Annotated in this window: 29 protein-coding genes; 14 read left to right on the top strand and 15 right to left on the bottom strand. The window is 61.9% G+C overall.

Going from position 1 to position 25,571, the window contains the following annotated elements:
- The first annotated feature begins 50 nt into the window (after positions 1-50).
- Positions 51-443 (top strand): DUF779 domain-containing protein, encoded by a 393-nt coding sequence (locus tag AC3WWH_RS16490; RefSeq protein ID WP_058321126.1) that lies wholly within the window; start codon positions 51-53, stop codon positions 441-443.
- 21 nt (positions 444-464) lie between these two features.
- On the opposite strand, the gene AC3WWH_RS16485 is transcribed toward AC3WWH_RS16490, so the two are convergent.
- Both AC3WWH_RS16485 and AC3WWH_RS16480 read right to left on the bottom strand, forming a co-directional pair.
- Positions 465-1,166, bottom strand: coding sequence for an NYN domain-containing protein (locus tag AC3WWH_RS16485; protein ID WP_058321125.1), 702 nt, complete (start codon positions 1,164-1,166; stop codon positions 465-467).
- Between the two features lie 104 nt (positions 1,167-1,270).
- Entirely contained in the window at positions 1,271-2,182 is a 912-nt protein-coding gene (locus AC3WWH_RS16480) for a LysR family transcriptional regulator (RefSeq protein ID WP_245299057.1), read from the bottom strand.
- A gap of 105 nt (positions 2,183-2,287) precedes the next feature.
- Here AC3WWH_RS16480 and AC3WWH_RS16475 point away from each other — a divergent pair, with 105 nt between their 5' ends.
- The gene (locus AC3WWH_RS16475) at positions 2,288-3,316 is read left to right on the top strand and encodes an aldo/keto reductase (RefSeq protein WP_058321124.1); all 1,029 of its coding nucleotides are present in this window, start codon (positions 2,288-2,290) and stop codon (positions 3,314-3,316) included.
- 76 nt (positions 3,317-3,392) lie between these two features.
- Here AC3WWH_RS16475 and AC3WWH_RS16470 read toward each other — a convergent pair whose 3' ends face one another.
- The 5 genes from AC3WWH_RS16470 to pgeF form a co-directional block, all read right to left on the bottom strand.
- Positions 3,393-3,824 carry a contact-dependent growth inhibition system immunity protein gene (locus AC3WWH_RS16470; protein ID WP_156433012.1) on the bottom strand — a complete coding sequence of 144 codons (432 nt, stop codon included), beginning with the start codon at positions 3,822-3,824 and terminating at the stop codon, positions 3,393-3,395.
- A gap of 97 nt (positions 3,825-3,921) precedes the next feature.
- On the bottom strand, positions 3,922-4,854 hold the full coding sequence (locus AC3WWH_RS16465) for a ribose-phosphate pyrophosphokinase (protein WP_057253136.1): 933 nt from the start codon (positions 4,852-4,854) through the stop codon (positions 3,922-3,924).
- A gap of 207 nt (positions 4,855-5,061) precedes the next feature.
- Complete coding sequence (locus AC3WWH_RS16460; protein WP_057253137.1) at positions 5,062-5,886, bottom strand: hypothetical protein; 825 nt, start codon at positions 5,884-5,886, stop codon at positions 5,062-5,064.
- 84 nt (positions 5,887-5,970) lie between these two features.
- Positions 5,971-7,122, bottom strand: a complete 1,152-nt coding sequence (locus AC3WWH_RS16455) for a M24 family metallopeptidase (RefSeq protein ID WP_058321123.1) — start codon at positions 7,120-7,122, stop codon at positions 5,971-5,973.
- 1 nt (position 7,123) lies between these two features.
- The gene (gene pgeF / locus AC3WWH_RS16450) at positions 7,124-7,918 is read right to left on the bottom strand and encodes a peptidoglycan editing factor PgeF (RefSeq protein ID WP_058321122.1); all 795 of its coding nucleotides are present in this window, start codon (positions 7,916-7,918) and stop codon (positions 7,124-7,126) included.
- Positions 7,919-8,289: 371 nt separating this feature from the next.
- Here pgeF and AC3WWH_RS16445 point away from each other — a divergent pair, with 371 nt between their 5' ends.
- From AC3WWH_RS16445 to AC3WWH_RS16435, 3 genes are all read left to right on the top strand, one after another.
- Entirely contained in the window at positions 8,290-9,432 is a 1,143-nt protein-coding gene (locus tag AC3WWH_RS16445) for a TRAP transporter substrate-binding protein (RefSeq protein WP_058321121.1), read from the top strand.
- A gap of 176 nt (positions 9,433-9,608) precedes the next feature.
- Entirely contained in the window at positions 9,609-10,277 is a 669-nt protein-coding gene (locus AC3WWH_RS16440) for a TRAP transporter small permease subunit (protein ID WP_057253142.1), read from the top strand.
- A complete protein-coding gene (locus AC3WWH_RS16435; RefSeq protein ID WP_057253144.1) occupies positions 10,274-12,016 on the top strand; it encodes a TRAP transporter large permease in 1,743 nt (580 codons plus the stop codon). The genes AC3WWH_RS16440 and AC3WWH_RS16435 overlap by 4 nt, the downstream gene beginning before the upstream one ends.
- A 124-nt stretch (positions 12,017-12,140) precedes the next feature.
- Here AC3WWH_RS16435 and AC3WWH_RS16430 read toward each other — a convergent pair whose 3' ends face one another.
- Positions 12,141-13,244: a class I SAM-dependent methyltransferase gene (locus AC3WWH_RS16430; RefSeq protein ID WP_058321120.1), complete on the bottom strand. Its 1,104-nt coding sequence runs from the start codon at positions 13,242-13,244 to the stop codon at positions 12,141-12,143.
- Between the two features lie 58 nt (positions 13,245-13,302).
- Entirely contained in the window at positions 13,303-14,139 is an 837-nt protein-coding gene (gene lgt / locus AC3WWH_RS16425; protein ID WP_058321119.1) for a prolipoprotein diacylglyceryl transferase, read from the bottom strand.
- 215 nt (positions 14,140-14,354) lie between these two features.
- Here lgt and AC3WWH_RS16420 point away from each other — a divergent pair, with 215 nt between their 5' ends.
- From AC3WWH_RS16420 to AC3WWH_RS16395, 6 genes are all read left to right on the top strand, one after another.
- Positions 14,355-14,615 (top strand): accessory factor UbiK family protein, encoded by a 261-nt coding sequence (locus AC3WWH_RS16420; RefSeq protein WP_057254338.1) that lies wholly within the window; start codon positions 14,355-14,357, stop codon positions 14,613-14,615.
- Between the two features lie 448 nt (positions 14,616-15,063).
- A complete protein-coding gene (locus tag AC3WWH_RS16415) occupies positions 15,064-15,564 on the top strand; it encodes a type III secretion system chaperone family protein (RefSeq protein WP_043618087.1) in 501 nt (166 codons plus the stop codon).
- A 2-nt stretch (positions 15,565-15,566) separates the two neighbouring features.
- Complete coding sequence (proC, locus tag AC3WWH_RS16410; protein WP_058321118.1) at positions 15,567-16,385, top strand: pyrroline-5-carboxylate reductase; 819 nt, start codon at positions 15,567-15,569, stop codon at positions 16,383-16,385.
- Between the two features lie 341 nt (positions 16,386-16,726).
- A complete protein-coding gene (locus AC3WWH_RS16405; RefSeq protein WP_063891431.1) occupies positions 16,727-17,686 on the top strand; it encodes a LysR family transcriptional regulator in 960 nt (319 codons plus the stop codon).
- A gap of 37 nt (positions 17,687-17,723) precedes the next feature.
- Complete coding sequence (locus tag AC3WWH_RS16400; protein WP_058321117.1) at positions 17,724-18,065, top strand: tRNA-binding protein; 342 nt, start codon at positions 17,724-17,726, stop codon at positions 18,063-18,065.
- A gap of 5 nt (positions 18,066-18,070) precedes the next feature.
- Entirely contained in the window at positions 18,071-18,634 is a 564-nt protein-coding gene (locus AC3WWH_RS16395; protein ID WP_058321116.1) for a protein-tyrosine phosphatase family protein, read from the top strand.
- A gap of 3 nt (positions 18,635-18,637) precedes the next feature.
- Here AC3WWH_RS16395 and AC3WWH_RS16390 read toward each other — a convergent pair whose 3' ends face one another.
- Genes AC3WWH_RS16390 through AC3WWH_RS16375 form a run of 4 tightly spaced genes read right to left on the bottom strand, consistent with a single transcriptional unit; the run spans position 18,638 to position 21,846 of the window.
- On the bottom strand, positions 18,638-19,141 hold the full coding sequence (locus AC3WWH_RS16390; RefSeq protein WP_058321115.1) for a tetratricopeptide repeat protein: 504 nt from the start codon (positions 19,139-19,141) through the stop codon (positions 18,638-18,640).
- Positions 19,142-19,196: 55 nt separating this feature from the next.
- Positions 19,197-20,579, bottom strand: coding sequence for an ATP-binding protein (locus AC3WWH_RS16385; RefSeq protein WP_057253155.1), 1,383 nt, complete (start codon positions 20,577-20,579; stop codon positions 19,197-19,199).
- 33 nt (positions 20,580-20,612) lie between these two features.
- Entirely contained in the window at positions 20,613-21,314 is a 702-nt protein-coding gene (locus AC3WWH_RS16380) for a response regulator (protein WP_057253157.1), read from the bottom strand.
- Positions 21,315-21,369: 55 nt separating this feature from the next.
- The gene (locus AC3WWH_RS16375) at positions 21,370-21,846 is read right to left on the bottom strand and encodes a MarR family winged helix-turn-helix transcriptional regulator (protein WP_057253158.1); all 477 of its coding nucleotides are present in this window, start codon (positions 21,844-21,846) and stop codon (positions 21,370-21,372) included.
- 372 nt (positions 21,847-22,218) lie between these two features.
- On the opposite strand from AC3WWH_RS16375, the gene AC3WWH_RS16370 reads away from it, so the two are divergent.
- The gene (locus tag AC3WWH_RS16370; protein ID WP_057253160.1) at positions 22,219-23,109 is read left to right on the top strand and encodes a branched-chain amino acid aminotransferase; all 891 of its coding nucleotides are present in this window, start codon (positions 22,219-22,221) and stop codon (positions 23,107-23,109) included.
- Positions 23,110-23,191: 82 nt separating this feature from the next.
- Here the strand turns inward: AC3WWH_RS16370 and AC3WWH_RS16365 are convergent, their stop codons facing one another.
- Entirely contained in the window at positions 23,192-23,458 is a 267-nt protein-coding gene (locus tag AC3WWH_RS16365) for a hypothetical protein (protein WP_034788698.1), read from the bottom strand.
- 297 nt (positions 23,459-23,755) lie between these two features.
- Complete coding sequence (locus AC3WWH_RS16360; RefSeq protein WP_058321114.1) at positions 23,756-24,379, bottom strand: DUF1236 domain-containing protein; 624 nt, start codon at positions 24,377-24,379, stop codon at positions 23,756-23,758.
- Positions 24,380-24,527: 148 nt separating this feature from the next.
- Here AC3WWH_RS16360 and AC3WWH_RS16355 point away from each other — a divergent pair, with 148 nt between their 5' ends.
- Together AC3WWH_RS16355 and AC3WWH_RS16350 are read left to right on the top strand one after the other, a co-directional pair.
- Positions 24,528-24,692, top strand: a complete 165-nt coding sequence (locus AC3WWH_RS16355; RefSeq protein WP_197417260.1) for a hypothetical protein — start codon at positions 24,528-24,530, stop codon at positions 24,690-24,692.
- Positions 24,693-24,858: 166 nt separating this feature from the next.
- Positions 24,859-25,500, top strand: a complete 642-nt coding sequence (locus tag AC3WWH_RS16350; protein ID WP_057253164.1) for an MBL fold metallo-hydrolase — start codon at positions 24,859-24,861, stop codon at positions 25,498-25,500.
- Positions 25,501-25,571 lie beyond the last annotated feature (71 nt).

Genomic DNA, 25,571 nt, shown 5'->3' with positions numbered 1-25,571 from the left:
CACGCCTCAGCCGACCAATACGGGATGCGCGATCGAGCAGGAGGCTCGCCATGTCCATCGAACTGACTGGAATGACCGGGATCAACGAACCGCGCGTGCTTGCGACGGATGCGGCGCTCGACCTCATCGCCGAAATCCGGCGCGACCACCCCGATATCCTGTTTCACCAGTCCGGCGGCTGCTGTGACGGCTCGTCGCCCATGTGTTATCCCGCGGACGATTACATCGTCGGCGACAACGACGTGAAGCTCGGCGAGATCGGCGGCGTGCCGGTCTACATCAGCGCCAGCCAGTTCGAGGTCTGGAAACACACGCAACTGATCATCGACGTGGTGCCGGGGCGGGGCGGGATGTTCTCGCTCGACAACGGACGGGAGAAGCGATTTCTCACGCGGTCACGGCTGTTCAGCGGTGGAGACGCCTGCGTCGTCGTGTGTGGATAGCGCTCCCATACGCGCTCGAACCTATTTCCGCTTCACGTAGATCGAGCCGCCGCCATTCGATTTGCACTCCAGGGACGCGATGCTCTTCATCAATATATTGAGCTTGCTGAATCCATGAAGTCGGGAATCGAAATCTGGCATGCGCTTGTAGAGTACGTTGCCAACTTCTCCGAGATGAGCCCAGCCGTCTTCACCTGACGTGTCGTCAACAGCGGCGAGGATTTCCTTCAAAGGCAGTTTCGCTGGCTGGCCGGTAGCACCCTTTGCACCCTCCTCAAGAAGCAGGTCGCAGTAAAAGAAGCGGTCGCAAGATTTCACATAGGGATTGGTCGCTTTTTTTTCCCCGAATCCGTACACGGCCAACCCATCCTCCCGGATACGGCTTGCGAGCGAGGTGAAATCGCTGTCGCTGGAGGCAATGCAGAAGCCATCGATTTGCCGGCGATGCAGGATATCGATCGCGTCGATCGCCAGCTTCAAATCGGTGGCGTTCTTGCTTTTGGCCACTGGTACGACATGGACCGGCAAGAACGCATACTCATGGAGCAACGGCTGCCAGGCGGCCATCGCAGGACTGCCAAAATTTCCATAAACGCGTTTGATGGAAGCGGTGCCGATCGTCGACGCTTCGCGAATGATAAGCGGCAGAAATTTTGAGTGAACATTCTCAGCGTCAATCAAGATCGCCAGGCGATCTGGTCTCCCCTCGGCGCTAGTTCCCATGCATACGCCTCAATATCTTGCAATGCTAAATTAGCTGAAATATGTGGCGTGCATCTCAGGCTTGTCAATGGGTATAAATTGCAGGTGTAGTTGTGGTGGGAGGGCTACTTCGGCTCCCGCGCGACCTTTGCCGCCAGATCGAGAAGGGCCCGCAATTTCGGCTGGGTTTGGGCCTTGGCGGGGAAATAGATGAAGAGGCCCGGCGACCTCGGCAGGTAGGCTTCGAGCACCCGTTGAAGGCGCCCGCTTGCGACAGCGTCGCGCACCGAAAGGTCCGGCAGGTAGGCGAGCCCGGTGCCGGCTTCCGCCATTTCCATGAGCATCTGGAAATCGTTGACGGTCAGCCCGCCGGGTACGTCGACGGAGAAGTCGCGTCCCTCCCGCTCGAACTCCCAGCGATAGATCGTGCCGGATGCCGGGTAGCGATAGCGGATCGCCTCGTGGCGTGTCAGCTCTTCGGGCGTTTGCGGCCGACCTTGTTTCACGAAGTAGGACGGCGAGCCGACCACCGCCCAGGTGATGTCGGGCGTCAGCCGAACCGCGATCATATCCCGTTCGACCGCCTCGCCGATGCGGATGCCGGCATCGAAACCGCGCTCGGTGATATCGACAGCCGCATCGTCGATCGAGATTTCCACGGAAACGTCCGGATAGGCCTGGCGGAAGCGCGGCAGGAGCGGCGTCAGCACCAGCGGGATCGCCATGCGCGGCACGGTCAGCCGCAGGTTGCCCATGGGCCGGTCGCGAAAGTCGCCGAGCAACTCATAGGCATCGGCGATCTCGGAGGCAGCAGGGCGCACGCGCTTCAGGAAGGCGCTACCGGCTTCGGTGAGGGCGACGCGCCGTGTGGTGCGCACGAAGAGCTGGAGGCCGAGACGGGCTTCGAGCGCCCTGATCGTCTGGCTGACGGCATTGGGCGTAACGCCGAGCGTCGCTGACGCCGCGGTGAAGCTGCTGCTCTCGGCAACCGCCAGGAATTCTCTTAGCCCGTTGAATGGATCGCGTGTCATCGCCATTATGAAGTTCTGCTTCCGAAGCCTTAAAGATAACAGCTATTTTTCATCGCAATCAACTTTGGCATGGTCTCCTCACACCACTTCCTTCGAGCAATGGAGAACGACATGCAATACACGACGCTTGGAAACACCGGTCTCGTGGTCTCGCGCCTTGCCTTCGGCGCGATGACCTTCACCGCCGGCGATCGCAGCCTCGGCGCCGTCTACAAGACCGATGCCGAAGCGGCCGATGCCCTTGTGGGACAGGCGCTGGATGCCGGCATCAACTTCTTCGATACGGCCGACGCTTATGCCTCCGGGCAGTCGGAACGGATCCTCGGCGAAACCTTACGCGCCCGCCGTGATGAAGTCGTGATCGCCACGAAAGTGGGCTTTCGCACCGGAGCGCCACTGAGCCAGGCCGGCCTTTCGCGCCGCCACATCCTCTGGTCGGTTGATCAGAGCCTGAAGCGTCTCGGCACCGACTGGATCGACACCTACATCGTTCACAAGGAAGATCCGCACACGCCGCTCGAGGAAACGCTTCTCGCGCTCGATGCGGTCGTTCGCTCCGGCAAGGTGCGCTACATTGGCTTTTCCAACTGGTCGGCCTGGAAGGTGGCGGCCGCGCTTGAGATCCAGAAGGCCAACGGACTAGCGCCTTTCACCCATGGCCAGATGCATTATTCCTTGCTCGGCCGCGACGTGGAGCGTGACGTCATCCCGATGATGCAGCGCTACGGGCTGGGGCTGACTGTCTGGAGCCCCCTCGCGTCGGGCTTTCTTTCGGGCAAGTACACGCGCGAAAATCTTGGCGACCCCGACAACCGCTATTCCGGTTTCGACATCCTGCCCTTCGACAAGGAACAGGGCTTCAAGCTGGTCGAGCGCATGCGCGGGATCGCCGATCATCACGGGGCGAGCGTGGCGCAGGTGGCGATCGCCTGGCTGCTTTCGAAGAAGGCGGTGACGAGCGTGCTGCTCGGAGCCTCCAAGCCGCACCAGCTCAAGGACAATCTTGGTTCGGCCGATCTTGTTCTGACCCAGGCGGAAATCTCGGTGCTCGATGCCGAGACGGTGCCGGCGCCGGTTTATCCCAACTGGTTCATCGACAACCTCGTTGACCAGCCGATGACGCAGGCTCTCGGGAAATAGCTGTGTCTCCGCAACGAACAACGCCGGCACTTTGACGCCGGCGTAAATTTGGGGGGGAATTCGCGAGCTTGTTTCGTCATTCCGATGTTGCGAGCGCCTCAATCGCTGCCGAACCTAGATCTTCATCTGAACCAATGACGCTTACAGTTTTGCCCGTTAGCGGAACGAATCCGCTCTTGACGCCTTCATTTCGTGTCGGGATCAACCTTACCGTTGCCTCACAGCTCGTTTCGACCTCTACGCATTTAGCTGCTTTCAAGAATCTGCCGAACGATTTTACCCCCGCGCGAACGAGCACTGGATCGAATAGGTTTGTGAACGACCTCGGGTGCGGGACATTCTCGCAAGATGCTGCCAAGCACTCCCTAATCGCGCGGCCTACTTCTCCGACATCGGTCTTGTCGATACTCAAAACTGGAGCATTGAGAATCCAAAGCCCTACAGTCGTCTTTGATGAACTGTGAACGTAAAGCATACCCTCACGCTCATAGATTGTTGCGGCTTTCATTCAGACTCGCCTTGCTCGCGGTACTTCTCGCTCAACGAAAAACGCCGGCGCTTGGGCGCCGGCGTTGTTTTCAGAAATTCGCGTGCTCGCAACGATCTCAGTCGAAGAGGCTCGAGACCGACTCTTCTTGGCTGGTGCGGCTGATGGCTTCGCCAAGCAGGCCAGCGGTGGTGATCACGCGGATGTTGTGGGCGGACTGGACGGCCGTGGTCGGCTGGATCGAGTCGGTGATGACCAGTTCCTTCAGCATCGACGAAGTGACGCGGGCAACCGCGCCGCCGGACAGAACGCCGTGGGTGATGTAGGCCGTGACGCTGGTTGCGCCGTTCTTTAGGAGCGCTTCGGCCGCGTTGCAGAGTGTGCCACCCGAGTCGACGATGTCGTCGATCAGCAGGCAGTCCTTGCCCTTCACGTCGCCGATGACGTTCATGACTTCCGATTCACCGGGACGGTCGCGACGCTTGTCGACGATGGCCAGCAGACAGTCGAGGCGCTTGGCAAGCGCGCGGGCGCGCACCACGCCGCCGACGTCGGGCGAAACGACCATGACGTTCTTGAGGTCGTAGTTTTCCTTGACGTCGCGCGCCAGGATCGGGATCGCATAGAGATTGTCGGTCGGGATGTCGAAGAAGCCCTGGATCTGCCCGGCGTGAAGATCAAGGGTCAGAACGCGGTCGGCGCCGGCTTCGGTGATCAGGTTGGCGACGAGCTTGGCGGAGATCGGCGTGCGCGGACCGGCTTTGCGATCCTGGCGGGCATAGCCGAAATAGGGAAGCACTGCGGTGATGCGGCGAGCGGAAGAGCGGCGCACCGCGTCGATCATGATGAGCAGTTCCATCAGGTGATCGTTGGTGGGGAAAGAGGTCGACTGGATGATGAACACATCCTCGCCGCGCACGTTTTCGCCGATCTCGACGAAGATTTCCTGATCGGCGAACCGGCGTACCGCCGCTTTGCCGAGAGGCAGGTTGAGATAGTTGCAGATCGCTTCGGCCAGCAGCCGGTTCGAATTGCCTGCGAAAACCTTCATTGACGGACCGCCTTGAGCTGGCGCGGTCACCGTCCGGTACTTTTCCGGGAGCGGTGTGTTCCGCGCAGATTCCGAGAGCCATTCCAATCGCGGACATTCTTTGCGGATGGCCGCCGTTCAGAGCTGATCGGCCGCTTTTTAGCGAGACTGAACTTGAATGCAAGGGGAATGCTGCGCCGCGAAGGCCAATATCCTAAAAACTTTGCATCAACCGGCCTGAGATTGCCGCCATTCGAGGTAGGCGTTGATGGTTTTCGTCGCGATTCCCTGCATGGTTGCCGCCGGGACTCCGCTCCACAAGTCGGCGCCGCCGCCGGGAACCGAGTCCTGTCCCTGGATACGGTGCAGGCGGTTTCCGCTGCCGTCGAGCACATCCCAGACATAGACGACGGTGGTCTTGTCGCCGTCTTTGAGCGTCGAGAAGTAGCCCTTGAGGATATGTTCGCTGCTGGCATCGCCAGAGCCCTTGATCGTCAGGCCGTGTGCGCGCGCTTCGGCCCCAAGCTGCTTGGAGAGCGGCGTGACCGCCTGGACCGGTGCGCCGATGATCGGCAGGAACCGGATCGTGCCGCTGGCGGCGGCACTTGCCTTCGGCAGCGAAGCGACGCTCGGCTCGTTCTGGATCTCTTCGGCAGCGGCTGCGGTCTGTTGCACTGGCGTCTGTTGTACCGGGGGCGGTTGGTTCTGGATCGTGTTCTGGACGGGTGCTGAACCGGCGGCAAGCCGGCTTGCCTGGGCCTCGAACGTGCCGGCCGGATCGGTATAGGTCGCATCGCCGCTGGCATAGGCCGTCGGCGTGTTCGAAGGGGCCGGCTGAGGAGAGTAGGCGGTGGTCTGGCTGACGGGTTCGCGCTGCACTGGGGCGACGGCGGTCTCAGCCGACATGGCGTCGAGGTCGGATTGCGTCACCGGCGGCGAGCGAAAGGTTCCCGCGCCGACGTCGACCTGCGGCGTCAGCATGTCGGTGCTGTTGCAGCCAGCCAGGGCGACGAGGAGTCCGAGGCCAACGATAGGCGTGGTGAGCTTTCGCATGTTCAAACCGTCCGTTTTCTTCGCGGCAGTTTTTGAAACGTCTCCTGTCGTCTGCCAGTTCAAAGCAATTCTAGGCGGATTTCCCTAAGCAGAAATGAAGTCCAGGCCATAGCGCGACAGCGGGCGCGGAGTATCCGTGGTGGTGAGGTAGGTCTGGCCGAGGGTCATGGCGGTGCCGCTGTCGGAATCCATGATGATCATGTGCACGAACAGCGACATGTTCGGCTCGATCTCCTGCGGGTTGCCGAGATGGAACATCTGGTGCTCCATCCAGGAGGGCGAGAAGCGGGCGCCGAGCGAATAGCCGCAGGCGTTGAGGCGGTGACGGGCGAGGCCGCGCTCGTCCATGATCTTGGCATGCATGTCGAAGACGGTGCCGAAGGTGTTGCCGGGACGAAGCACCATCTCGATCGCCTGGATGGTTTCGCGGCAGGCGCTGTAGAGTTCGCGGTGACGGTTGGTCGGTTCGCCGATGACGACGGTGCGCATCATCGCCGCATGATAGTGGGCGCTGACGCCGGCCCATTCGAGGGTGAGCTGGTCCTGGCTGTCAAGCACGCGGCGCCCGGACTTGTAGCGGCAGAGCAGCGCGTCGGCGCCGGAGCCGATGATGAATTCGTTGGCCGGATAGTCGCCGCCGCCGGCCAGAATCTTGCCCTGCATCGCGGCGAGGATGTCGGCTTCGTTGCCGCCGGGACGGATCAGCGGCAGCGCGGCATCGAGCGCATCGTCGGCCAGGCTTGCCGCCTTCTCGACATAGGCGATCTCGGCGTCGCTCTTGATAAGCCGCAGACGGCTGACGAGGTACGAGGCGTCGATTATCTCGCCGAAGGTCTGGATCTGGCGGTCGAGCAGGCGGGCGACGCGGCCGGTCATGCCGTGCGTATCGTATTCGACGCCGATGCGGCAGCCGAGCAGGTCGAGTTCGCTCAAGAGGTTCTTGAGATCCAGGGTCGGATCGGCATTGGCCCGGTCCACCCAGATCTCGATGCGTTCGATATTGGAGGTGTGGCGTGCCTGGCGCAGGTCGGCCGAGCGCGTCAGCAAGACCATCGAGCCGTCTTTCTTCACAACCAGCGTCTGGAAGAAGCAGTAGCCGAAGGTGTCGTAGCCCGTCAGCCAGTACATGCTCTCCTGGGCGAAGAGCAGCACGGCATCGAGCTTCTCCTCGCGCATCTTCTCCGTCAGCCGCTCGAGGCGGCTTGCATATTCTTCCTGGGCAAATTGAAGCGCCATGTCAGGTCCCCCGTATGCAAATGGCGGAAATCTGCCGGCCGTAGTCCGGTTCCTGCCTGTGTGTCGTCCGACGGTAGGAGAAGAAGCGCTCCTCATCGGCATAGGTGCAGATATCGAGATTTTCGGCTGCTACGCCTGCTTCGGTCAACCGCTTGATCGTGAGACCCGGCAGGTCGAACATTGCGTGGCCGTCGCGGTCAGACGGCCTGAAATAGGTTGCGTAGCTGTCGTTCGCCGAGACGAAGCGCTCGACGAATTCGGCACCGACTTCGTAGTTGCGATGGCTGATCGATGGGCCGAGGCAGGCGACGATGCGCTCGCGCCGGGCGCCGAGCGAGACCATCGCGTCGATGGTGCTCTCGAGCACGCCGCCAAGCGCGCCCTTCCAGCCGGCATGGGCGGCGCCGATGATATTGGTTTCTGCGTCGGCAAAGAGGATCGGGCCGCAATCGGCCGAGAGCACGCCGAGCACGATACCGGGCGTCGCCGTCACCAGCGCATCAGCCTCAGGGCGCGCACCGTCATAGGTTCCGTCAACGATGATGGCGTTCGGGGAATGGACCTGATGAACCGTCGCCAGCCGTTCCAGCGGCGCGCCGAACCAGCCCGCGACGCGGGTGCGGTTCTCGTTGACATGGGCTCTTTCGTCCTTCGAACCGAGGCCGACATTGAGGCCGCGGTAGAGCCCTTCGGAAACGCCGCCCTGGCGGGTGAAATAGCCGTGGGCGATTGCCGGCCCGGCCTTCTCGCCGAAAAGCGAGCTCTGCACGGGAGAAAGCGCGGCGTCATGCTGCATCGGTATATTTGCCTTTGCTTTATGAATAAATTCAATGGGTTTGGGGGCGCGCTCCGGCCCGGCGACTGGCTGCTGATTTGCCGGCGCGATGTTGACCCGCGATGGCTGGGCTGTCAATTCCCGAACGATAGGGGGAGCCAGCGGCCTGTGATTTCGAGGGGCAGTCATCGCTCGGCCACCGCCGCTACGCGCTGACGAAAACGCCTTCCTTCGACGCCCGCATCTGCACGAGGCCCGCGGAAAAACAAGAGGTCGGGATGGCGCCTTACCTGCAGGCTTTTGAGCGACGCTGCGTGCAATCTTTGCGTGGGGCTCTGCATAAGAGTATTATCTAATATAGCAAGAAATGCTTGTGCCTTCGGGAGGAGCATATGAAGCGAAGAACCCATATCGAGGGACGGATTTCGCGTCGCAAATTCCTGGGCGGTGCGGCAATAGCGGGGGTCGCAACGGTCGCCGCGCCTAGCGTTGTCAAGGCGCAGGGGCCGATCAGCATGCGCTGGCAAAGCACCTGGCCATCCAAGGACATCTTTCACGAATTCGCGCTCGACTTCGCCAGGAAGGTCAATGATATGACCGGTGGCGATTTGAAGATAGAAGTGCTGCCCGCTGGTGCCGTGGTGCCGGCCTTCGGCCTGCTCGACGCCGTATCGCAAGGAACGTTGGACGGCGGTCACGGCGTCCTCGTCTACCATTACGGCAAGCAGGCGGCGCTCGCGCTATGGGGCTCTGGCCCGGGTTTCGCCATGGATGCCAACATGCTGCTCGCCTGGCACAAATACGGCGGCGGCAAGGAACTACTCGCAAAACTGTATGAATCCATTGGCGCCAACGTGGTCTCGTTCCCCTATGGGCCGATGCCGACCCAGCCGCTTGGCTGGTTCAAGAAGCCAGTCGCAAAGCCCGAGGATCTTCAGGGCCTGAAGTTCCGTACCGTGGGCATCTCGATCGATGTCTTCACCGGCCTCGGCGCGGCGGTCAACGCGCTGCCGGCCGGCGAAATCGTTGCGGCGCTCGATCGAGGCCTGATCGACGCGGCCGAGTTCAACAACGCCTCGTCCGACCGGGTGCTCGGTTTCCCGGATGTATCGAAGATTTGCATGCTGCAGAGCTACCACCAGAATGGCGAGCAGTTCGAAGTGATGTTCAACAAGCCGAAGTACGACGGTCTGCCTGATCAGATGAAGGCGATCATCACCAACGCCGTCGAGGCGGCATCTCAGGATATGGCCTGGAAGGCGATCGATCGCTATTCCACGGACTACCGGGAGATGCAGACCGTCGACAAGGTCAAGTTCTACAGGACCCCGGAGGCAATTCTCAAGAAGCAACTGGAGGTCTACGACGAGGTGGTGAAGAAGAAGGCAGCGGAAAACCCGCTGTTCAAGGAAGTGCTCCAGTCCCAGCTCGTTTTTGCCGAGCGGGCCACGCGCTGGGAACAGGACACCGTCGTCAGTCGGCGGCTGGCATTCGACCACTACTTCGGACAGGAAGGCGTGGCGAAGGATCTCTGAGGCACGGCCGCTTCGCGTCAATCAGACGGGATTCAGGCGGAAGACCGGCTCATCTCATTTCGCACATCGGAGACAGTCGAAGGATCACTATTCGATAAATCAAAGCGTTACAGCGAACTCTGTGCGTTCTTGAAAGGCGCGCCGCTGTAGCGCCCCTCTTGCAGCGGGGGGCATGCGTGAACGTTCAGCATTTTCTGCTCAGGGTCGATGCGACCAGCGTGTGGATCGGTAAAGCCGCAGCCTGGCTGATTATCGGGCTGATGACGATGGTCTGCGTAGAGGTCGTCAAACGCTACATCCTTAACATGCCGACGGCCTGGATATTCGATGCCAGCAACATGTTCTATGGCTCGCTGTTCATGCTCGCGGGGGCATACGCCTTGGCGCAGAATGCTCATGTACGCGGCGACTTCCTCTACAGCTCCATGAGGCCGCGCACGCAAGCCGCCCTCGATCTGGTCCTCTACGTCCTCTTCTTCCTGCCCGGCGTCGCCGCGCTCGTTTACGCCGGCTACGATTATGCAGCACTTTCCTGGCGGATCGGCGAGCATTCGACCGTGACGGCGGAGGGGCCGCCTATCTACTATTTCAAAACCGTCATTCCGGTCGCTGGCGGCTTCGTCCTGCTTCAGGGGCTGGCCGAGATCACGCGCTGCATCGTTTGCCTGCGGACCGGCGAATGGCCAAGTCGGCTCAAGGATGTGGAGGAGCTCGACGTCGTCGCCGAGCAACTCGAGCACAGCGAGCATGTCGACGCGGAAACGCGCGAGGCTGCGATCGAGCGTGCGCAGGCGATCGACAGGGCGGCGCGGCAACGGGGAATGGGGGGAGACGGCGAGACGTGAGCGATCCACTCCTCGGACTGACGATGCTGATGCTCATCGTGGTGGTCATCATGATGGGGTTTCCGACGGCGTTTACCCTGATGGGGCTTGGCATGCTCTTCGGCTTCTACGCCTTCTACAATCCGGCCGAGCACTGGATCGACAATCGCGTCTTCGACCTGATGGTGCAGCGTACCTATGGGGCGATGACCAATGACGTTCTGATCTCGATCCCGTTGTTCGTGCTCATGGGCTACGTGATGGAGCGGGGTGCGCTGGTCGACAAGATGTTCTACAGCATTCAGCTCGCATTCAAGCGGGTGCCTGCGTCGCTCGCCGTCGCTACCCTCATCGTCTGTACCTTCTGGGGCATCGCCAGCGGCCTCGTCGGTGCGGTGGTCGTGCTGATGGGCGTGATTGCGTTCAATCCGATGTTACGCGCCGGCTATGACGTGAAGCTTGCCTCCGGTGTGATCACGGCGGGCGGTACCCTCGGCATTCTGATCCCGCCCTCGGTGATGATCATCGTCTATGCCGCAGTCGCGGGACAATCCGTTGTCAAGCTCTACGCCGCTGCCATGTTCCCCGGGTTTTTCCTCGCGCTGCTCTACCTCGCCTATATTCTCGGCTGGGCGCTCATCAGCCCCAAGATCGCTCCGCCGCTGCCTGCGGAGCAGACCAAAGTGCCCGTCAGCGCGTGGATGCGGGGCCTGCAAGCGTCGTACTCGCACAACATGCTGGCCGGGCTCTCTCGCGCACTAGTCTCACCGGCAAGGGCGCTGGCTCTCGAAACCGAGGAGGGGTCTCTCACCTATTGGGCTCTCGTCAAGAATTTCTGCGCTGCCTTGGTCCCGCTAGCACTGACGGCTTTTACGATGGCGCTCGTATGGTGGTATGTCGTCATCCATCCGCAGGCGTCGGCGGAGGCGGAGGCGCCGGAAGGGCTGGAACAGCTCGGGGCACCGGCGGCGGATGCCGCGCCGACCGCGATCAACGGGCCGGCGACAAGCTTCTACGTGTCCTTCTGGTTGATTGCCACGATCGCTGCGGTGGTGCTCGTCCGCTACTACCGCAATATGAGTGCGGAGCGGCTGCAGGTGGTGAAGCTTTTGATCTCCTCCGTCATGCCGCTCGCCATCCTCACCATAGTCGTGCTCGGCGTAATCCTCTTCGGGATCACCACGGCGACCGAGTCTGCGGCCGTCGGCGCGGCGGGGGCTTTCCTGCTCGCATTCCAGGCCCGGACGCTCAACTGGAAGCGCACAAAGGAAGCGGTGTTCCTGACGGCGAAGACAACGGCCATGGTGTGCTGGCTCTTCGTGGGCTCGGCCTTGTTTTCTGCCGTCTTCGCCATACTTGGCGGCCAGGCGCTGATCGAGCAATGGGTGCTATCGCTCGATCTGACGCCGGTACAATTCATGATTCTTTCGCAGGCGATCATCTTCCTGCTCGGCTGGCCGCTCGAGTGGACCGAGATCATCATCATCTTTGTGCCGATTTTTCTGCCGCTGCTAAAGCACTTCGACATCGATCCGGTGATTTGGGGCGTTCTCGTCTTCGTCAACCTGCAGGCGGCATTTCTGTCGCCCCCAGTCGCGATGTCAGCTTTTTATCTGAAGGGTGTCGCGCCGCCGCATGTGACGATCAACCAGATCTTCGCCGGCATGATGCCCTATATGCTGATCGTCGTGCTCTGCATGGTCATCATGTATCTCTGGCCCGGGATAACTCTCTGGCTCCCGAACTATCTTTACGGCTGAACCGTGCGCTACTGCATATTTCCTTAAATCCTAGCCGATTTAAGGATAAAAACATGCAACAACTCAAAGTGCCACAGCGACCTTTGCGCGTCCGATAAGACGCGCGGCGCTGTAGGCTGTGCGCTCAGGGCTTCGGCTTGCGGAAGGGCGACAGCGGCACCGGAGGGCTGCTCACGGCGAGAACCTTGAACAATTCCCCCATTTTTCCGACACCGGCGCCAGCGAGCCTTTCCACGTCCTGGCGAATGCCCTCTTGGGTGAGCGCATCCTTGTCGCGACCGAGTGCCGCGGCGCGGTCCAGCAGACCGAGACCGACCAGGAAATCGCCCTGGTGCGCAAGGCCGTTGATCTGCACGTCGTCGGTCTCGGCGCGGCGGGCGAGCTGCTCGAAATCGACATGGCTGGTGAGATCGGCCCGGCCCGGATTGGCGAGTGGCGGATCATATTCGTGATCGCGAACGGCCTGCAGCGTATCGCCATAGCCGGTGGCAAGATGGCCGTAATCGATGATCACGGCGGTGCCGCCGCTGATCTTCAGCCGCTCGCAAAGGGCGGACATGACAGCATCGCGGGCAGGGGCGATCTCGAAGATCGTGCCTTCGGCCAAACCCTGCGCCGGCGTCGGCAAGAGGCCCGGATCGATGCCGGCGACGCCGGCAGCAAAGGTCAGTTGGTCATCGGCATCAAGCCCGACCATGCGCTCGCGGAACCCTTGCGCGGTGCGCACGAATTGCCGGATCGGAATGGCATCGAACAGCTCGTTGGCGGCAAGCAGCAGGAAGCCATCGGGCAAAGTCTCGAAGCTTGCATGCCACTCGACCTTGTTGCCATGGGCGACCAGGGTTTCGGACTGAATCTTGCGCAGGCGCTCGCTGGTCTCGACGAGATGCATGCTGGCGGAGGCATAGAGCTCGGGTGCGAGGCGACGCACCACACGCAGCATGTCGGCCATCATCGTGCCGCGGCCGGGGCCGACCTCGGCGATCACCGCGCCTTCGGGCTTGCCGTGTTGCTGCCAGGCGTGGACGAGAAAGACGCCGATCATCTCTCCGAAGAGCTGGCTGATCTCCGGCGCCGTGGTGAAATCGCCCTCTTTGCCGAAGGGTTCATGAACCCGGTAGTAGCCGTGTTCAGGATCCGCGAGGCAAAGCGAGAAGTAATCGGTGACGCTGATCGGCCCGTGAGCCTTGATCAGCGCCTTGATCTTGTCCGCAAGTGGTGTCGTCATGCCTTCGTCCAGTTAGCGGGAGGCGGCCGGAAGCCGCACGCCCTTGCCTTATCCGCTCTCAGGCGGCTGCGCGCCGCGCCCGGGTTATCGCCCAGATGCCGGCGAGCGCCATCGGCAGCGAAAGCACCATGCCCATCGTCAGCCAGCCACCGACAAGATAGCCGATCTGCGCGTCCGGTTCGCGGAAGAATTCGACGAAAATGCGGCTCAAGGCATAGCCAAGCACGAAGATGCCGGTGACGAGGCCCGGGGATTTCAACGCCTGGCGACGGTAGATGAACCAGGAAAGCACGCCGAGCAGCACGAGGCCCTCGAGGGCTGCTTCATAAAGCTGGCTCGGGTGACGGGCAAAGGGCCCGCCGGTCGGGAAGACGATTGCCCAGGGCATCGAAGAGAGACGGCCCCAGAGTTCGCCATTGATGAAATTGGCAATGCGGCCGAAAAACAGGCCGATCGGGACGACGGCCGCGACGATGTCGAACAGGCTCCAGAGAACGATGCCGTTGCGCCGCGCGAAGATGATCATGGCGAGCGTCGTGCCGAGAAAGCCGCCATGGAACGACATACCACCGTTCCAGACCTCAATGGCGCGGATCGGATTGGCGAGAACGGAGCCGAGGTCGTAGAAGAGGATGTAGCCGATGCGGCCGCCGAGCACGATACCGCCGGCGGCCCAGAGCAGGAAGTCGTCGAGTTGCTGCAGCGTGACCGCCGGCGTCTCGTTGCGCCAGAGCGCGTTGTTCATCGCCAGGCGGCGCGCATAGAACCAGCCGATCAGGATGCCCGCGACATAGGCGAGCCCGTACCAGTGGACGGCGAGAGGCCCGATCTGGAAGATGACGGGGTCGATTTCGGGGAAGGGAAGGATGGCGAGACGGGTCGCTAGAGTTTCCAAGATATGTTCTCGTGCCTATTTCTCGTGCAGGGGCCGGTCGTTTCGGCGGAACATGGCGAGCGATTTCCGCCGGGTCAAGGCGCCGATGGGGGCGCTTCGGACACAGCGGCGTGATTTGGCATGTGATTTTCCTTGCATCCGCTCGCCGCTGACCCTACCTGAAATTCATGACCGCATCGCAATGCGAGGCGATGGCTGAAATGGAGATCGCGACGATGAGCACAGGCGCTAACCGCATTCTGGATGACTTTGCCAAGATCATGACCGATGCCGCAGGTGCCGCCCAGGGCGTGCGCCGCGAGGTCGAGACCGCCTTCCGCGCACAGGCCGAACGCGCACTGAACTCGCTCGACGTGGTCAAGCGCGAGGAGTTCGAGATGGTCAAGGAAATGGCGATCAAGGCGCGCGAGGAAAACGATGCGCTGCTCGCCCGCATTGAGGCTTTGGAAGCGCGTCTCGCCGAGGCCGGCAAGTAACGCGATTCCGCCGAAATAACGGTATTTTGGCGTTTTTACTTCGCCCGCGAACTGGTTTCGCGGGCGTTTTGCTGTCGTTAATCCTGGATCGATTGAAACGGCGTTAAGGCTGGTTAATAAAACCTGAAAAGTTTTCCACCTGTGGACACTGCCAAAAAACCCTTATGGCAGAGTCAGTTAAGCTCTCGCGCTTCATCCAAATGACAACGTGGACGCGATTCATCCCGGCTATTTTTCGGCCCGGGGGCTGGCAGCCTGACTCCGCCATTATACACTGATTTTAAATGATGATTCGAAACGAACCACGCAAGCTCCGGGCAGGGTAAATCAGCCAGGATGGATGTGAGTTCAGCAATCATAGTGTGTTTGTAATCGGTGTTGGGTTTGCAGCGTTGCGTCTTGTGAGCGTGATGATGCACGTCTGCGCCACACCTATACAGGGTGATGCATGAGCCTTTTGGAAATGGAAGTCGAGCGCCAATCCAACCCGGTCGATATGATCGAGTTCGTGGCCGCAAATAACGACTGGTCGTTCGAGCGATCCGGCGAAGACGAAATCGCCATGACGGTCGAAGGCAAGTGGGCAGACTACCACGTTTCCTTCTCCTGGATGGAGGAGTTCGAGGCTCTGCACCTTGCCTGCGCCTTCGACATCAAGGTGCCGGAAAGCCGGGTCAACGAAGTCATCCGCCTGCTCTCCCATATCAACGGGCAGGTGCTGATGGGCCACTTCGACCTGTGGCGCCAGGAGGAAGTGGTGATCTTCCGCCAGTCGCTGCTGCTCGCCGGCGGCGCCGAGCCGACCAATCAACAGGTCGAAGTTCTGCTTTCGAGCGCACTCGACGCTTGCGAATCCTATTATCAGGCGTTTCAATTCGTCGTCTGGTCCGGCATGGACGCGCAGCGCGCCGTCGATGCGGTCCTGTTCGAAACGGTTGGAGAGGCTTGATCATGGCGAATGCCGCTTCCGGTCCCATCGTCCTCGTCGGCGCCGGCAATATGGGCGGCGCCATGCTTTCCGGCTGGTTGAAGAGCGGCGTTAGGGGTGCCGACGTGCTCGTCGTCGATCCCGGCCCGCCACCGGCCATGGCCAAGCTCATTGCCGACAACGGCGTGACACATGCGACCTCGGCGCCATCCGGTGTTCAGGCCGGCGTGATCTTCCTCGCGGTCAAGCCGCAGGTGATGGACGCCGTGCTGCCGCCGTTGAAGCCGCTCGTCGGTGCGGATACCGTCATTGTCTCGGTTGCCGCCGGCAAGACGCTCGCCTTCATCGAGACGCACCTGGGTGCTGCCGCCACGGTTCGCGCCATGCCGAACACGCCGGCGATGATCGGCCGCGGCGTTACCGGTGCTTTTGCCAATGCGCGCGTCAGCGAGGCGCAGCGCAGCCAGGTTCACGATCTGCTGAAGGTCAGCGGGCCCGTCGAATGGGTCCGGACCGAAGCCGAAATCGATGCGGTAACCGCGGTTTCGGGCAGCGGTCCGGCCTACGTCTTCTACCTCGTCGAGTGCATGGCGGAGGCGGGCCGCAAGGCCGGCCTCGAGGCGGACCTCGCCATGCGGCTCGCGCGGGAAACCGTCGCGGGGGCTGGCGAATTGTTGCATCAGTCCCCCGACGAGGCGGCACGGCTGCGCCAGAACGTGACCTCGCCCGGCGGTACGACAGCGGCAGCGCTCTCCGTGCTGATGGCCGACGACGGCATGCAGCCGCTTTTCGACAAGGCGATCGCCGCAGCACGCAAACGGGCGGAAGAGCTGGCGGGCTGAGCTCACGAAACGCTGGTGCCGTAATGGCGCCGGCGTGAGGGTTGCTCTACGGCGCGCGGGGGGCAGCGCCTGCGCCTTGTCCAGGGCCTGTACGCCGGTCGAACAGGCACCTCCAGATCGCGCCCATTGCCCGGCGACACATGTCGCGGATCGCGGCGTTGCGCTGACGTCGCGCCCAGGAATGTAGCTGGTAGCTCGCCGGCATATCCTTTCGCTGCTTATCCATTTCCGTCACCCCGCGGGCTCCGCTGTCTGAGTTCCAGGTCCAAGCTACAGCCTATCGTCGGCCGCGATAATCCATGTTAAGTTCCGTTCATCTGTGACGAAATGGAATAGATGCAATGGACCGGCAGGGAGCCATGGCGGTGTTTCTCGCCGTCGTCGAAGAGGGGGATTTCTCGGCGGCTGCGCGGCGGCTGCGCATGACACCATCGGCCGTCAGCAAGATCATCGGCCGACTGGAGGCGCGCCTCGGCGTGCGGCTGCTGCAGCGATCGACGCGCAGCATCAGCCTCACCAGCGAAGGCAGCGCCTATGCGGAGTCGGCCCGTCGCATCCTCGGCGATATCGAGGATGCTGAGTTTGCGATCCAGCCGGGCGCCGAGCCGCGCGGCCGCCTGCGGGTCAGCCTGCCGAGCGCCTTCGGTCATCGCCTGATCGTGCCCATGCTGCCGGCCTTCATCGAGCGGTTCCCGGCGATCGATCTGGAGCTCGATTTCAGCGACGCGATCGTCGATCTCATGAACGGTGACGCGGATGTCGCCATACGGGTTGCGGCGCAAAGCGACAGTACGCTGGTGACGCGGCGCCTGGCATCGAACCGTCGTGTCATCTGTGCGGCGCCGGGATACCTCGAAAGGCACGGTGTTCCCAAGACGCCTGATGACCTGCAACGGCACGTCTGCCTTGCCATTACCGCCCATGGCCGCCTCAACGTCTGGGAGTTCCAGGATGGCAACGGCCGGCATGCGATCCGTGTTCGTGGTTCCGTCGAAGCCAACAGCACGGAAGCGCTGAGGCACCTCGCGCTCGCCGGCATCGGGATCGTGCGGCTCTCCGAAATTCTTGTCGGTGGAGATATCCGGGCGGGCTTGCTGGTGCCGCTTCTGACCGATTGCAATTACGCCGAGGCGGAACCGATCACCGTGGTCTACCCGCACCGGCGTTTCCTGCCGCCGCGTGTGCGCGTCTTCGTCGATTTCCTTGCCGAGCAGTTCGCGCGCCGCCCCTGGGAAGAGGCAAGATTTCACGGGGAGCCTGCCGATACCGGTGCGCTTCCGGAATCTCGCCCGATGCTTTAAGCCCGGCGACTGAGTACTTTTCACAAAGGGAATTGCCGTGACTGAAACGATTGAATTTGCTGATTTCGAGCGTGTCGACATTCGCGTGGGCACGATCGTCGAAGCCGAACCCTTTCCGGAAGCGCGCAAGCCGGCCTTCAAGCTGAAAATCGATTTCGGGCCGGAAATCGGCATGAAAAAGTCATCGGCGCAAATCACGGTGCACTATCGTCCGGAAGATCTCATTGGGCGGCAGGTGCTGGGCGTGGTCAATTTTCCGCCGCGCCAGATCGGGCCAGTCCGCTCCGAAGTGCTGACGCTGGGTTTTGCAGACGAGGCCGGCGCGATCGTGCTGGCTGCCACCGAACGGCCGGTTCCCAACGGCAAAAAATTGATGTGATCCCAATGACCATTGCCTTCGAGGTGATCCCCGAGCGCGTCAAGGTCTCCTGCCTGTGGCGCGCTGCCGATGCCGCGCGCGACTGGCGCGCAAGCCATGTGCTGTCGTTGCTCGACCCGGAACTGCCCGACGCCAACGTGCCCGTCATTGCCGATGCGAACCACCGGGTGGTGCGCATGCGCGACCAGGAAAACCCGACCGCCACGCAGCACTTCCCGGATCTGGTCCTCGAAGTGTTCGAGACGATGCGCCCCGCCGCCGAGGATGCCTCGAGCCGCATTCTCGTGCATTGCCACGCCGGCGTCAGCCGCTCCACGGCTTTTGCCTATGGGCTGATTGCCCATCAACTTGGCGCGGGCCGCGAGGATGAAGCCTTCCGGGCGCTACTGACGATCACGCGCAAGCCCTGGCCGAACCGGCGGATCATCGAGATCCTCGACAAAGCCCTCGGTCGTAAGGGCCGACTGCTCGCGCCGCTCGATGTCATGCGCGCCCGCCATCCGCGCCGCATTCACGCCTGGCGCCGCTTCAACGAACGCCGCGGCCTGACGTCGAACTATCAACGCTAGCGCTTACGCGTCTGACAACAGCGTCTCGGCGTAACGTTTGAGCGAACGATTGTAGCGGGGGAGGTGGCGCGAGAGGCTGCCGAGCGAGAGCGCGGCCGCTTCTTTCGCACGACCGGCGTCGACCAGGCAAAGCGCCAGGAATGCGGCAACCGCATCGTCGAGCTCGTCTGACGGCTTGGTCTGCTCCGCGGTGAGCAGGGCGACGCCTTCGCCAGCGCGGCCGAGATTGCGCAGCGTGCTGGCGAGCTGGATGGTGGCGCGGCGCCGGCGAATTCCCGTGAGACCGTTTTCCAATGCCTGCCGATAGAGAGGTTCGGCTTCCGTCTCGTGGCCGGTCGAATCCTGCGCGGAGGCCCGTTCGAACAGGCCTATGGCGTGTCCCGACGGCAGTTCGGCCGCAAGCGCCTCGATACGCGCGATGAAGGTTTTGGCGTCGATGGTGTCGAAGGCAGCCCAGAGTTCAGCCAGCCGTCGTTCCCAGTCGTTCCAGTCGATACCGTCCGACACGGTCCGCTCCCCCGTCCATTCCCCTGGCGAGCAGTGGCCCGTCAGCGCCATGACGTCAAGCCGGTACGCGAACCGTTGCCCTCAGGCCGCCGAGCGGGCTGTCGCCAAGGGTGACGTTGCCGCCGTGGCTGCGGGCGATGTCGCGGGCGATCGCAAGGCCAAGGCCGGTGCCGGAGCTGTCGAGATTGCGCGCCTCGTCGAGACGGAAGAACGGCTTGAACACGTCCTCGCGCGATCGCTCAGGGATGCCCGGACCGTCATCGTCGACGGTGATGGTGACCCATTTGGCGCTGTGGCGGGCGTCGATGTTGACGGTGTTGGCGTAGCGATAGGCGTTCGAAGCGAGATTGGCGACGAGGCGGGTGAAGGCGTTCGGCCTGACCCGAACCTCGTCCTCGCCCTCGACCGAGGTGGTCAGCGTCTTCCCGAGCAGTTCGGCCTCCGCCGCAAGCCGGGTCATCAGGTCGCTGAGTTTCAGCTGGCCGACATCTTCCTCCGCTTCGCTGCGGGCGAAGGCGAGGTAGCCCTCCAGCATGTTCTGCATGTCCTCGACATCCTGGTTCAGGCTTTCGAGATCCGGATTGTTGCCGGCGAGCGCCAGCTGCAGCTTGAAGCGGGTGAGGATGGTTCTGAGGTCGTGGCTGACACCGGTCAGCATCGCGGTGCGCTGTTCGATCTGGCGCTCTATGCGTTCGCGCATCAGGATGAAGGCAAGGCCGGCGCGGCGGATCTCGTCGGCGCCGCGCGGCGCGAAGTCGTCGATCTTCTGGCCCTTGCCGAAGCTTTCGGCAGCCTTGGTCAGCGCCAGGATGGGGCGGATCTGGCCGCGCAGGAACAGGATTGCGATCGCCAGCAGCACCAGCGATGCGGCCACCATCCAGACGAGGAAGATATGGGTGTTGGAAGCATAGGCCTGGTTTCGCCGAGCATAGACCCGCAGGATGCGGCCGTCATCGAGCTTGATGCGGATCTCGACGAGCTTGGAGTTGCCGACCGTATCAATCCAGAAGGGGCGGCGGACCTGGTTGGAAATCTCCTCGCCGAGGATCTGGTCGAGGATTTCGAAGAAGGGACTAGGCCTGGGTGGTGGCAGCTCGCCGGGCGGGTCGACGGAGATGCTGAGATCAAGCTGATCCCGCGCGATGCGGATGATCTCGCTGATGTCGCGGTCAGCGGGGAAGGTGTCGATGAGGTCGACGATTGCGGCGATGTCGCTGGTGACGGCGGCTGACAGGCGCTGCGTCACCAGCTGCCAGTGGCGCTCCATGAAGATGAAGGCGACGACCGACTGCAAGAGCACCATCGGAATGATGACGATCAGCAGCGAACGGGCGTATAGCCCCATCGGCAGGCGGCGGCGCAACCAGCGGGTAAAGCGCCTCCAGGCGTTGTCGCTCGATCCGGTTGCCCCGTGCTCTATGCCGTCAAAGCTTGCCATGGTTTGCCGCGCTCATCGGAAGGCCCGCCATTTTCAGTCCACGCTCAACCGGTAGCCGATGCCGCGCACCGTCTGCAGCCAGACCGGATTGGACGGATCGTCCTCGATCTTGCGCCGCAGGCGGTTGATCTGCACGTCGATCGTGCGCTCGCCGACCTCTGCATCGTCGCCGATCAGTTCGTGGCGCGGGATGGTCTCGCCGGCGCGCTGCGAAAACAGCGTCATGATCTCCTGCTCGCGATCGGTGAGCCGGATGTGATCGGCGCCGCGCCTCAGTTCCTTGCGCACCACCGAGAAGGTGTAGGGGCCGAAGATCACCTGGTCGACCTTGGGCGCTTGGGCCGGCTGGTTGCGGCGCAGGATATTGTTGATGCGCAGCACCAGTTCGCGCGGTTCGAAGGGCTTCGACAGATAGTCGTCGGCGCCGGCTTCCAGGCCCTCGATGCGGGAGTTCGATTCCGCCAGCGCCGTCAGCATCAGGATCGGCACGGTCTTGATCTGGCGCAGGCTGTTGGTCAGCGAGATGCCGCTTTCGCCCGGCATCATCACATCGACGATCAGAAGGTCGAAGTCGAGGCCGACCAGCTTGCGCCGTGCTTCGTCCGCGTCGGACGCGGTCGTCACGCGAAATCCCTGCTCGACCAGATAGCGGTTCAGGAGATCGCGGATGCGCCGGTCGTCGTCGACGACCAGAAGGTGAGCCGCATCGTCCGAGACAGTCGCTTTTGTCGTCATTCCACGCTTCCCTGGTTCCAGGCTCCCGAGCCGTCTGCCGGCGGCGAGCCTCGTGTCAGTCTGCGGCGTTCTTCATTCCGGCGAGAAAGCGTTTGACCGTCTCCCGCGCGCCCGGACCCGTTCTTGCCAATGCATCGGCTATGCGGCGGGACTGTGGCTCGGCCAGCGCACGCGCCAGCGCCTTGCCTTCCTCAGTCGTATAGAGCATGCGCTGGCGTCGGTCTTCAGGGCCGGTCTCCTGGCGGATGTAGCCGGAATCGATCAGTTGCTTGAGCACGCGGGCGAGGCTCTGCTTGGTGATCTTCAGCGTGTCCAAGAGGTCGGCGACGGTCATGCCGGGCTCGCGGTCGACGAAATGGACGACCCGGTGATGCGCCCGCCCAAAGCCGCTCTTTTCGAGGATCGCATCCGGGTCGGAGGTGAAGTCGCGATAGGCAAAGAAGAGCAACTCGATGATCTCGAAATCGATCGTGTCATCATCGGCGGCGGCATCGGTGAGATACCGGGTGTTCTCTTTGGATTGGCCGGCCACGCGGTCATTTCCTTTCAGCCAGATTGCAACTTGCGAAACATTCGGAAAAATACGTCAGCTTTATTGACATATTTTTACCGCATCGTTAGCGTCCTTGCTCGGTAAGCGAGACATTTGGCGTTGGCAACACCTCGCTGCATGTTCCCTTAAATCGTAGCCGATTTAAGGATAGAAACATGCAGCAATTCAAAGTGCTACAGCGACCTTTGCGCGTCTCGTAAGACGCGCGGCGCTGTAGGAGGATATGCCGCGCCGTTCCGATCGCAAATCCAAAATCACGAAATTGAATTTTCCCTCAATCAGTTTGCCGATAAACTGAAAGCAGGACGATAATCAACTAAGAATGGCGCATATGCGCCGGAGGATGACACCATGGCAGCGGTTCCTTTTGATCAGTTGGACGGAGAGATCTGGTTCAACGGCGAATTCGTCGCATGGAAGGACGCCAAGGTACATGTGCTGACCCACGGCCTGCACTATGCCAGCGCGGTCTTCGAGGGCGAGCGCGCCTATGGCGGACGTATCTTCAAGCTGAGCGAGCACAACCAGCGCCTTCATAACTCGGCTGACATTCTTGGCTTCAAGATTCCCTATTCGGTGGAAGAGCTGGACGCCGCAAGCGTGGAGCTTCTGAAGCGCCAAGGCTTCTCCGAGGCCTATGTGCGGCCGATCGCCTGGCGCGGCAGCGAAAGCATGGGCGTTTCGGCGCAGAACAACCGCATCAACGTCGCCATCGCCATCTGGCAGTGGGGCAGCTACTTCAACCCGGCGGAGAAACTGAAGGGCATTCGCCTCGACATCGCCGAGTATCGCCGCCCGGATCCGCAGACGGCACCTTCCAAGTCCAAGGCGGCCGGTCTCTATATGATCTGCACCATCTCCAAGCATGCGGCGGAAGCCAAGGGCTATGCGGATGCGATGATGCTCGACTATCGCGGCCGGGTGGCCGAAGCGACGGGCGCCAACATCTTCTTCGTCAAGGACGGTGTCATCCACACGCCGGTGCCGGATTGCTTCCTCGACGGCATCACCCGCCGCACGGTCATCGAGCTTGCCAAGCGCCGCGGCTACGAGGTCGTCGAGCGGGCGATCATGCCGGAGGAACTGTCCAGCTTCAGCGAGTGCTTCCTCACGGGGTCCGCTGCCGAAGTGACGCCGGTTTCCGAAATCGGTCCCCATCGCTTCACGCCGGCGACGATCTGCGAAACGCTGATGAACGACTACATGAAGGAAGTCTACCCGGTTGCCGCGGCCGCCGAGTAACGGCATCCGCAATTGTCTCGAATGCAGAAAAGGCGGCCAGGGGCCGCCTTTTGTCTTACTACGGATATGATCGTGGTAGGGGTCAGGCCGTCTTGCCGAGGAATTGCCCGACGATACCGCTCAGCACGCCGCCGCCGACGAGGCCGCCGATGGCCTGCATGGCAAGGCCTGTCGCGGCTGCTTCGCCGCCGAGCATCTGAATGAGGAAACCTCCGCCCAGGCCGCCGATCGCGCCGACGATGGTCCGTGCGACGACACCGAATGCCTGCTGCTTCAACACTGCGCTGGCCGCGTTGCCGCCGGCCGCCCCCGCGATCAATTGGGTAATGATAGGCATTAATGCTTCCATTGATCCCTCCGTGTCGTGGCTCGTCGTGGACGGGCCACTAAAGCCGATGATCCGGCACCGATAGGTTGAAGCCGAATCTGGATTATTGTCAATTTGAATGAAATGACCGCCCCGGTGCCCGGATCCTAGCCATTGAAATGGTTTGATTTCAGCTGGAAGCGGCGTTTCGTGGCGTCAGACAGAGAAGCTTGCGCCGGCGTCGAGAAGGATCGGTTTCAGTCTTCGCACAATGAAGCGGATGATTCGTGCATGCGCCGTAGGCTCCGGCGACCGCTCGGTCGCCGGAGAAACAAATGCCTATCGATAGACGTAGACGATGCGTCGCGTCGCCGGCTCGACCAGCACGGGCTGGCCGTTGATGCTGACATAGTCGTAGTTATAGTCAGGCACGCGGCGGACCGCGACGGTCTGCGGCAGCGCGGCGCCGACCACGACTTCGCCGTCGAGATAGACGGTCTCGCCAGGGTTCGCCGTGACGTAGGTGCGCACGGTGTCCGGTGGCACGATCGGATCGATCTCTTCGACCGGGCCGATCAACTCATCGCCGCTGCTGACGATCACCGGATCGTTCGGCTGCGCCTCATAGGTGACGGCGGGAATAGCGAGGTCGGCGCGACGTTCCTGAACCACGACGGCCGAACCGCCGAAGTACGTCGTCAGATATTGCGCATAGACCCAGCCGCGCACGCCATTGATGTCGATGCGGCACCATTTGCTGCCTTCGATGCAGCCGTCGATGACCGCGGTGCTACCGCGGGCCGCAAGCCCGACTGTCGGATACTGAGGGCCCGGACCCGTGCGGATGTTGAGGTCCGTGACTGTGGTCGCGGTCATGGCGGCAAAGGCGGCCGGCATGCCGAGCGTCAGCACAAAACCCGCGGCCGCAGTGGCTCGCAGCAGGGGGCGGGTAAGTTTCAACATTATCTTTCTCCTTTAGTGGTGAGGGCGAAACGCCTCCGCGCGCGCGGATGTTCCCCCGGGAACGTCACGAAATGTGACGCCGTGACATTCTTCCTCTGCTGCCGCGGCCCAAGGCCCGAAGAAACAAGCAGCGGGAGAGGCGACGAAGATGCAGGACATTCAGCCGGATCAGAGCAATTTCACCGCCCGCAGCCTCAAGCCGGTGGTCAGGATCGTCGTTGCCGCCGAACTGGCAATTTCGGCGCTGCTGATGACCACAGTGCAATGGCCCGCACCGCAACCGGCCACCAGCCAAGTCGCCGTTCTGCGCTGATTGGCGCTGTCACCGGCGCCAATTGCCGCTATAGGAGAGTTACAGCGTCGCGCGTCCCGCCGGGCGCGCTAAGATCGCTGTAGAACTTTGAAGTGCTGCATGGGTTGTCCCTCAATCGGCGACGATGCAAGGAAACATGCAGCAGATCCCATAGAGGCAGGCGCACATGTTACAGGCGGGCATCATTCCGGTTACCCATTTCGAGCAGAATTGTACGGTGCTGTTCGACAGCGAGACCAAGGAAGGCGTGATCGTCGATCCCGGTGGCGATGTCGACCTCATCCTGCAGACGGTCCGCGAGAACGGCATCACGCTGAAGGCGATCTGGATCACCCATGGCCATATCGACCACGCCGGCGGCGCCAAGGAATTGAAGGATGCGCTCGGGCTTGAAATCATCGGCCCGCACAAGGACGATCTGCCGCTGCTCGAAAGGCTCGAGAGCCAGGCCGAGCGTTTTGGGCTGGCGATGAAGGTCCAGAACGTCATTCCGGATCGTTGGCTCGAAGAGGGCGATACCGTTTCGTTCGGCGACCATGTTTTCGAGGTCCTGCATTGCCCCGGCCACGCACCCGGCCATGTCGTCTATTTCAACCGGGCACAGAACTTCGCCCATGTCGGCGACGTGCTCTTCCACGGTTCGATCGGGCGCACCGACCTGCCGGGCGGCAATCACCAGCAATTGCTCGATTCCATCCGCGACAAGATCCTGCCGCTCGGTGACACTGTCGGCTTCATCTGCGGCCACGGTCCAGGCGGGCAGATCGGCGAGGAGCGCCGCACCAATCCCTATCTGCGCGGGCTCTGAAGAAGGACGGCTTGCCGTTGTAATCACGAAAAAAGCCCATGCCTTGATCGAGGCATGGGCTTTTTGATTCC

It is taken from the genome of Ensifer sp. EB106-03-01-XG145, assembly GCF_058792075.1.
Note: the sequence above shows the minus strand (reverse complement) of the source record. Positions and strands in the feature narration are given on the sequence as shown.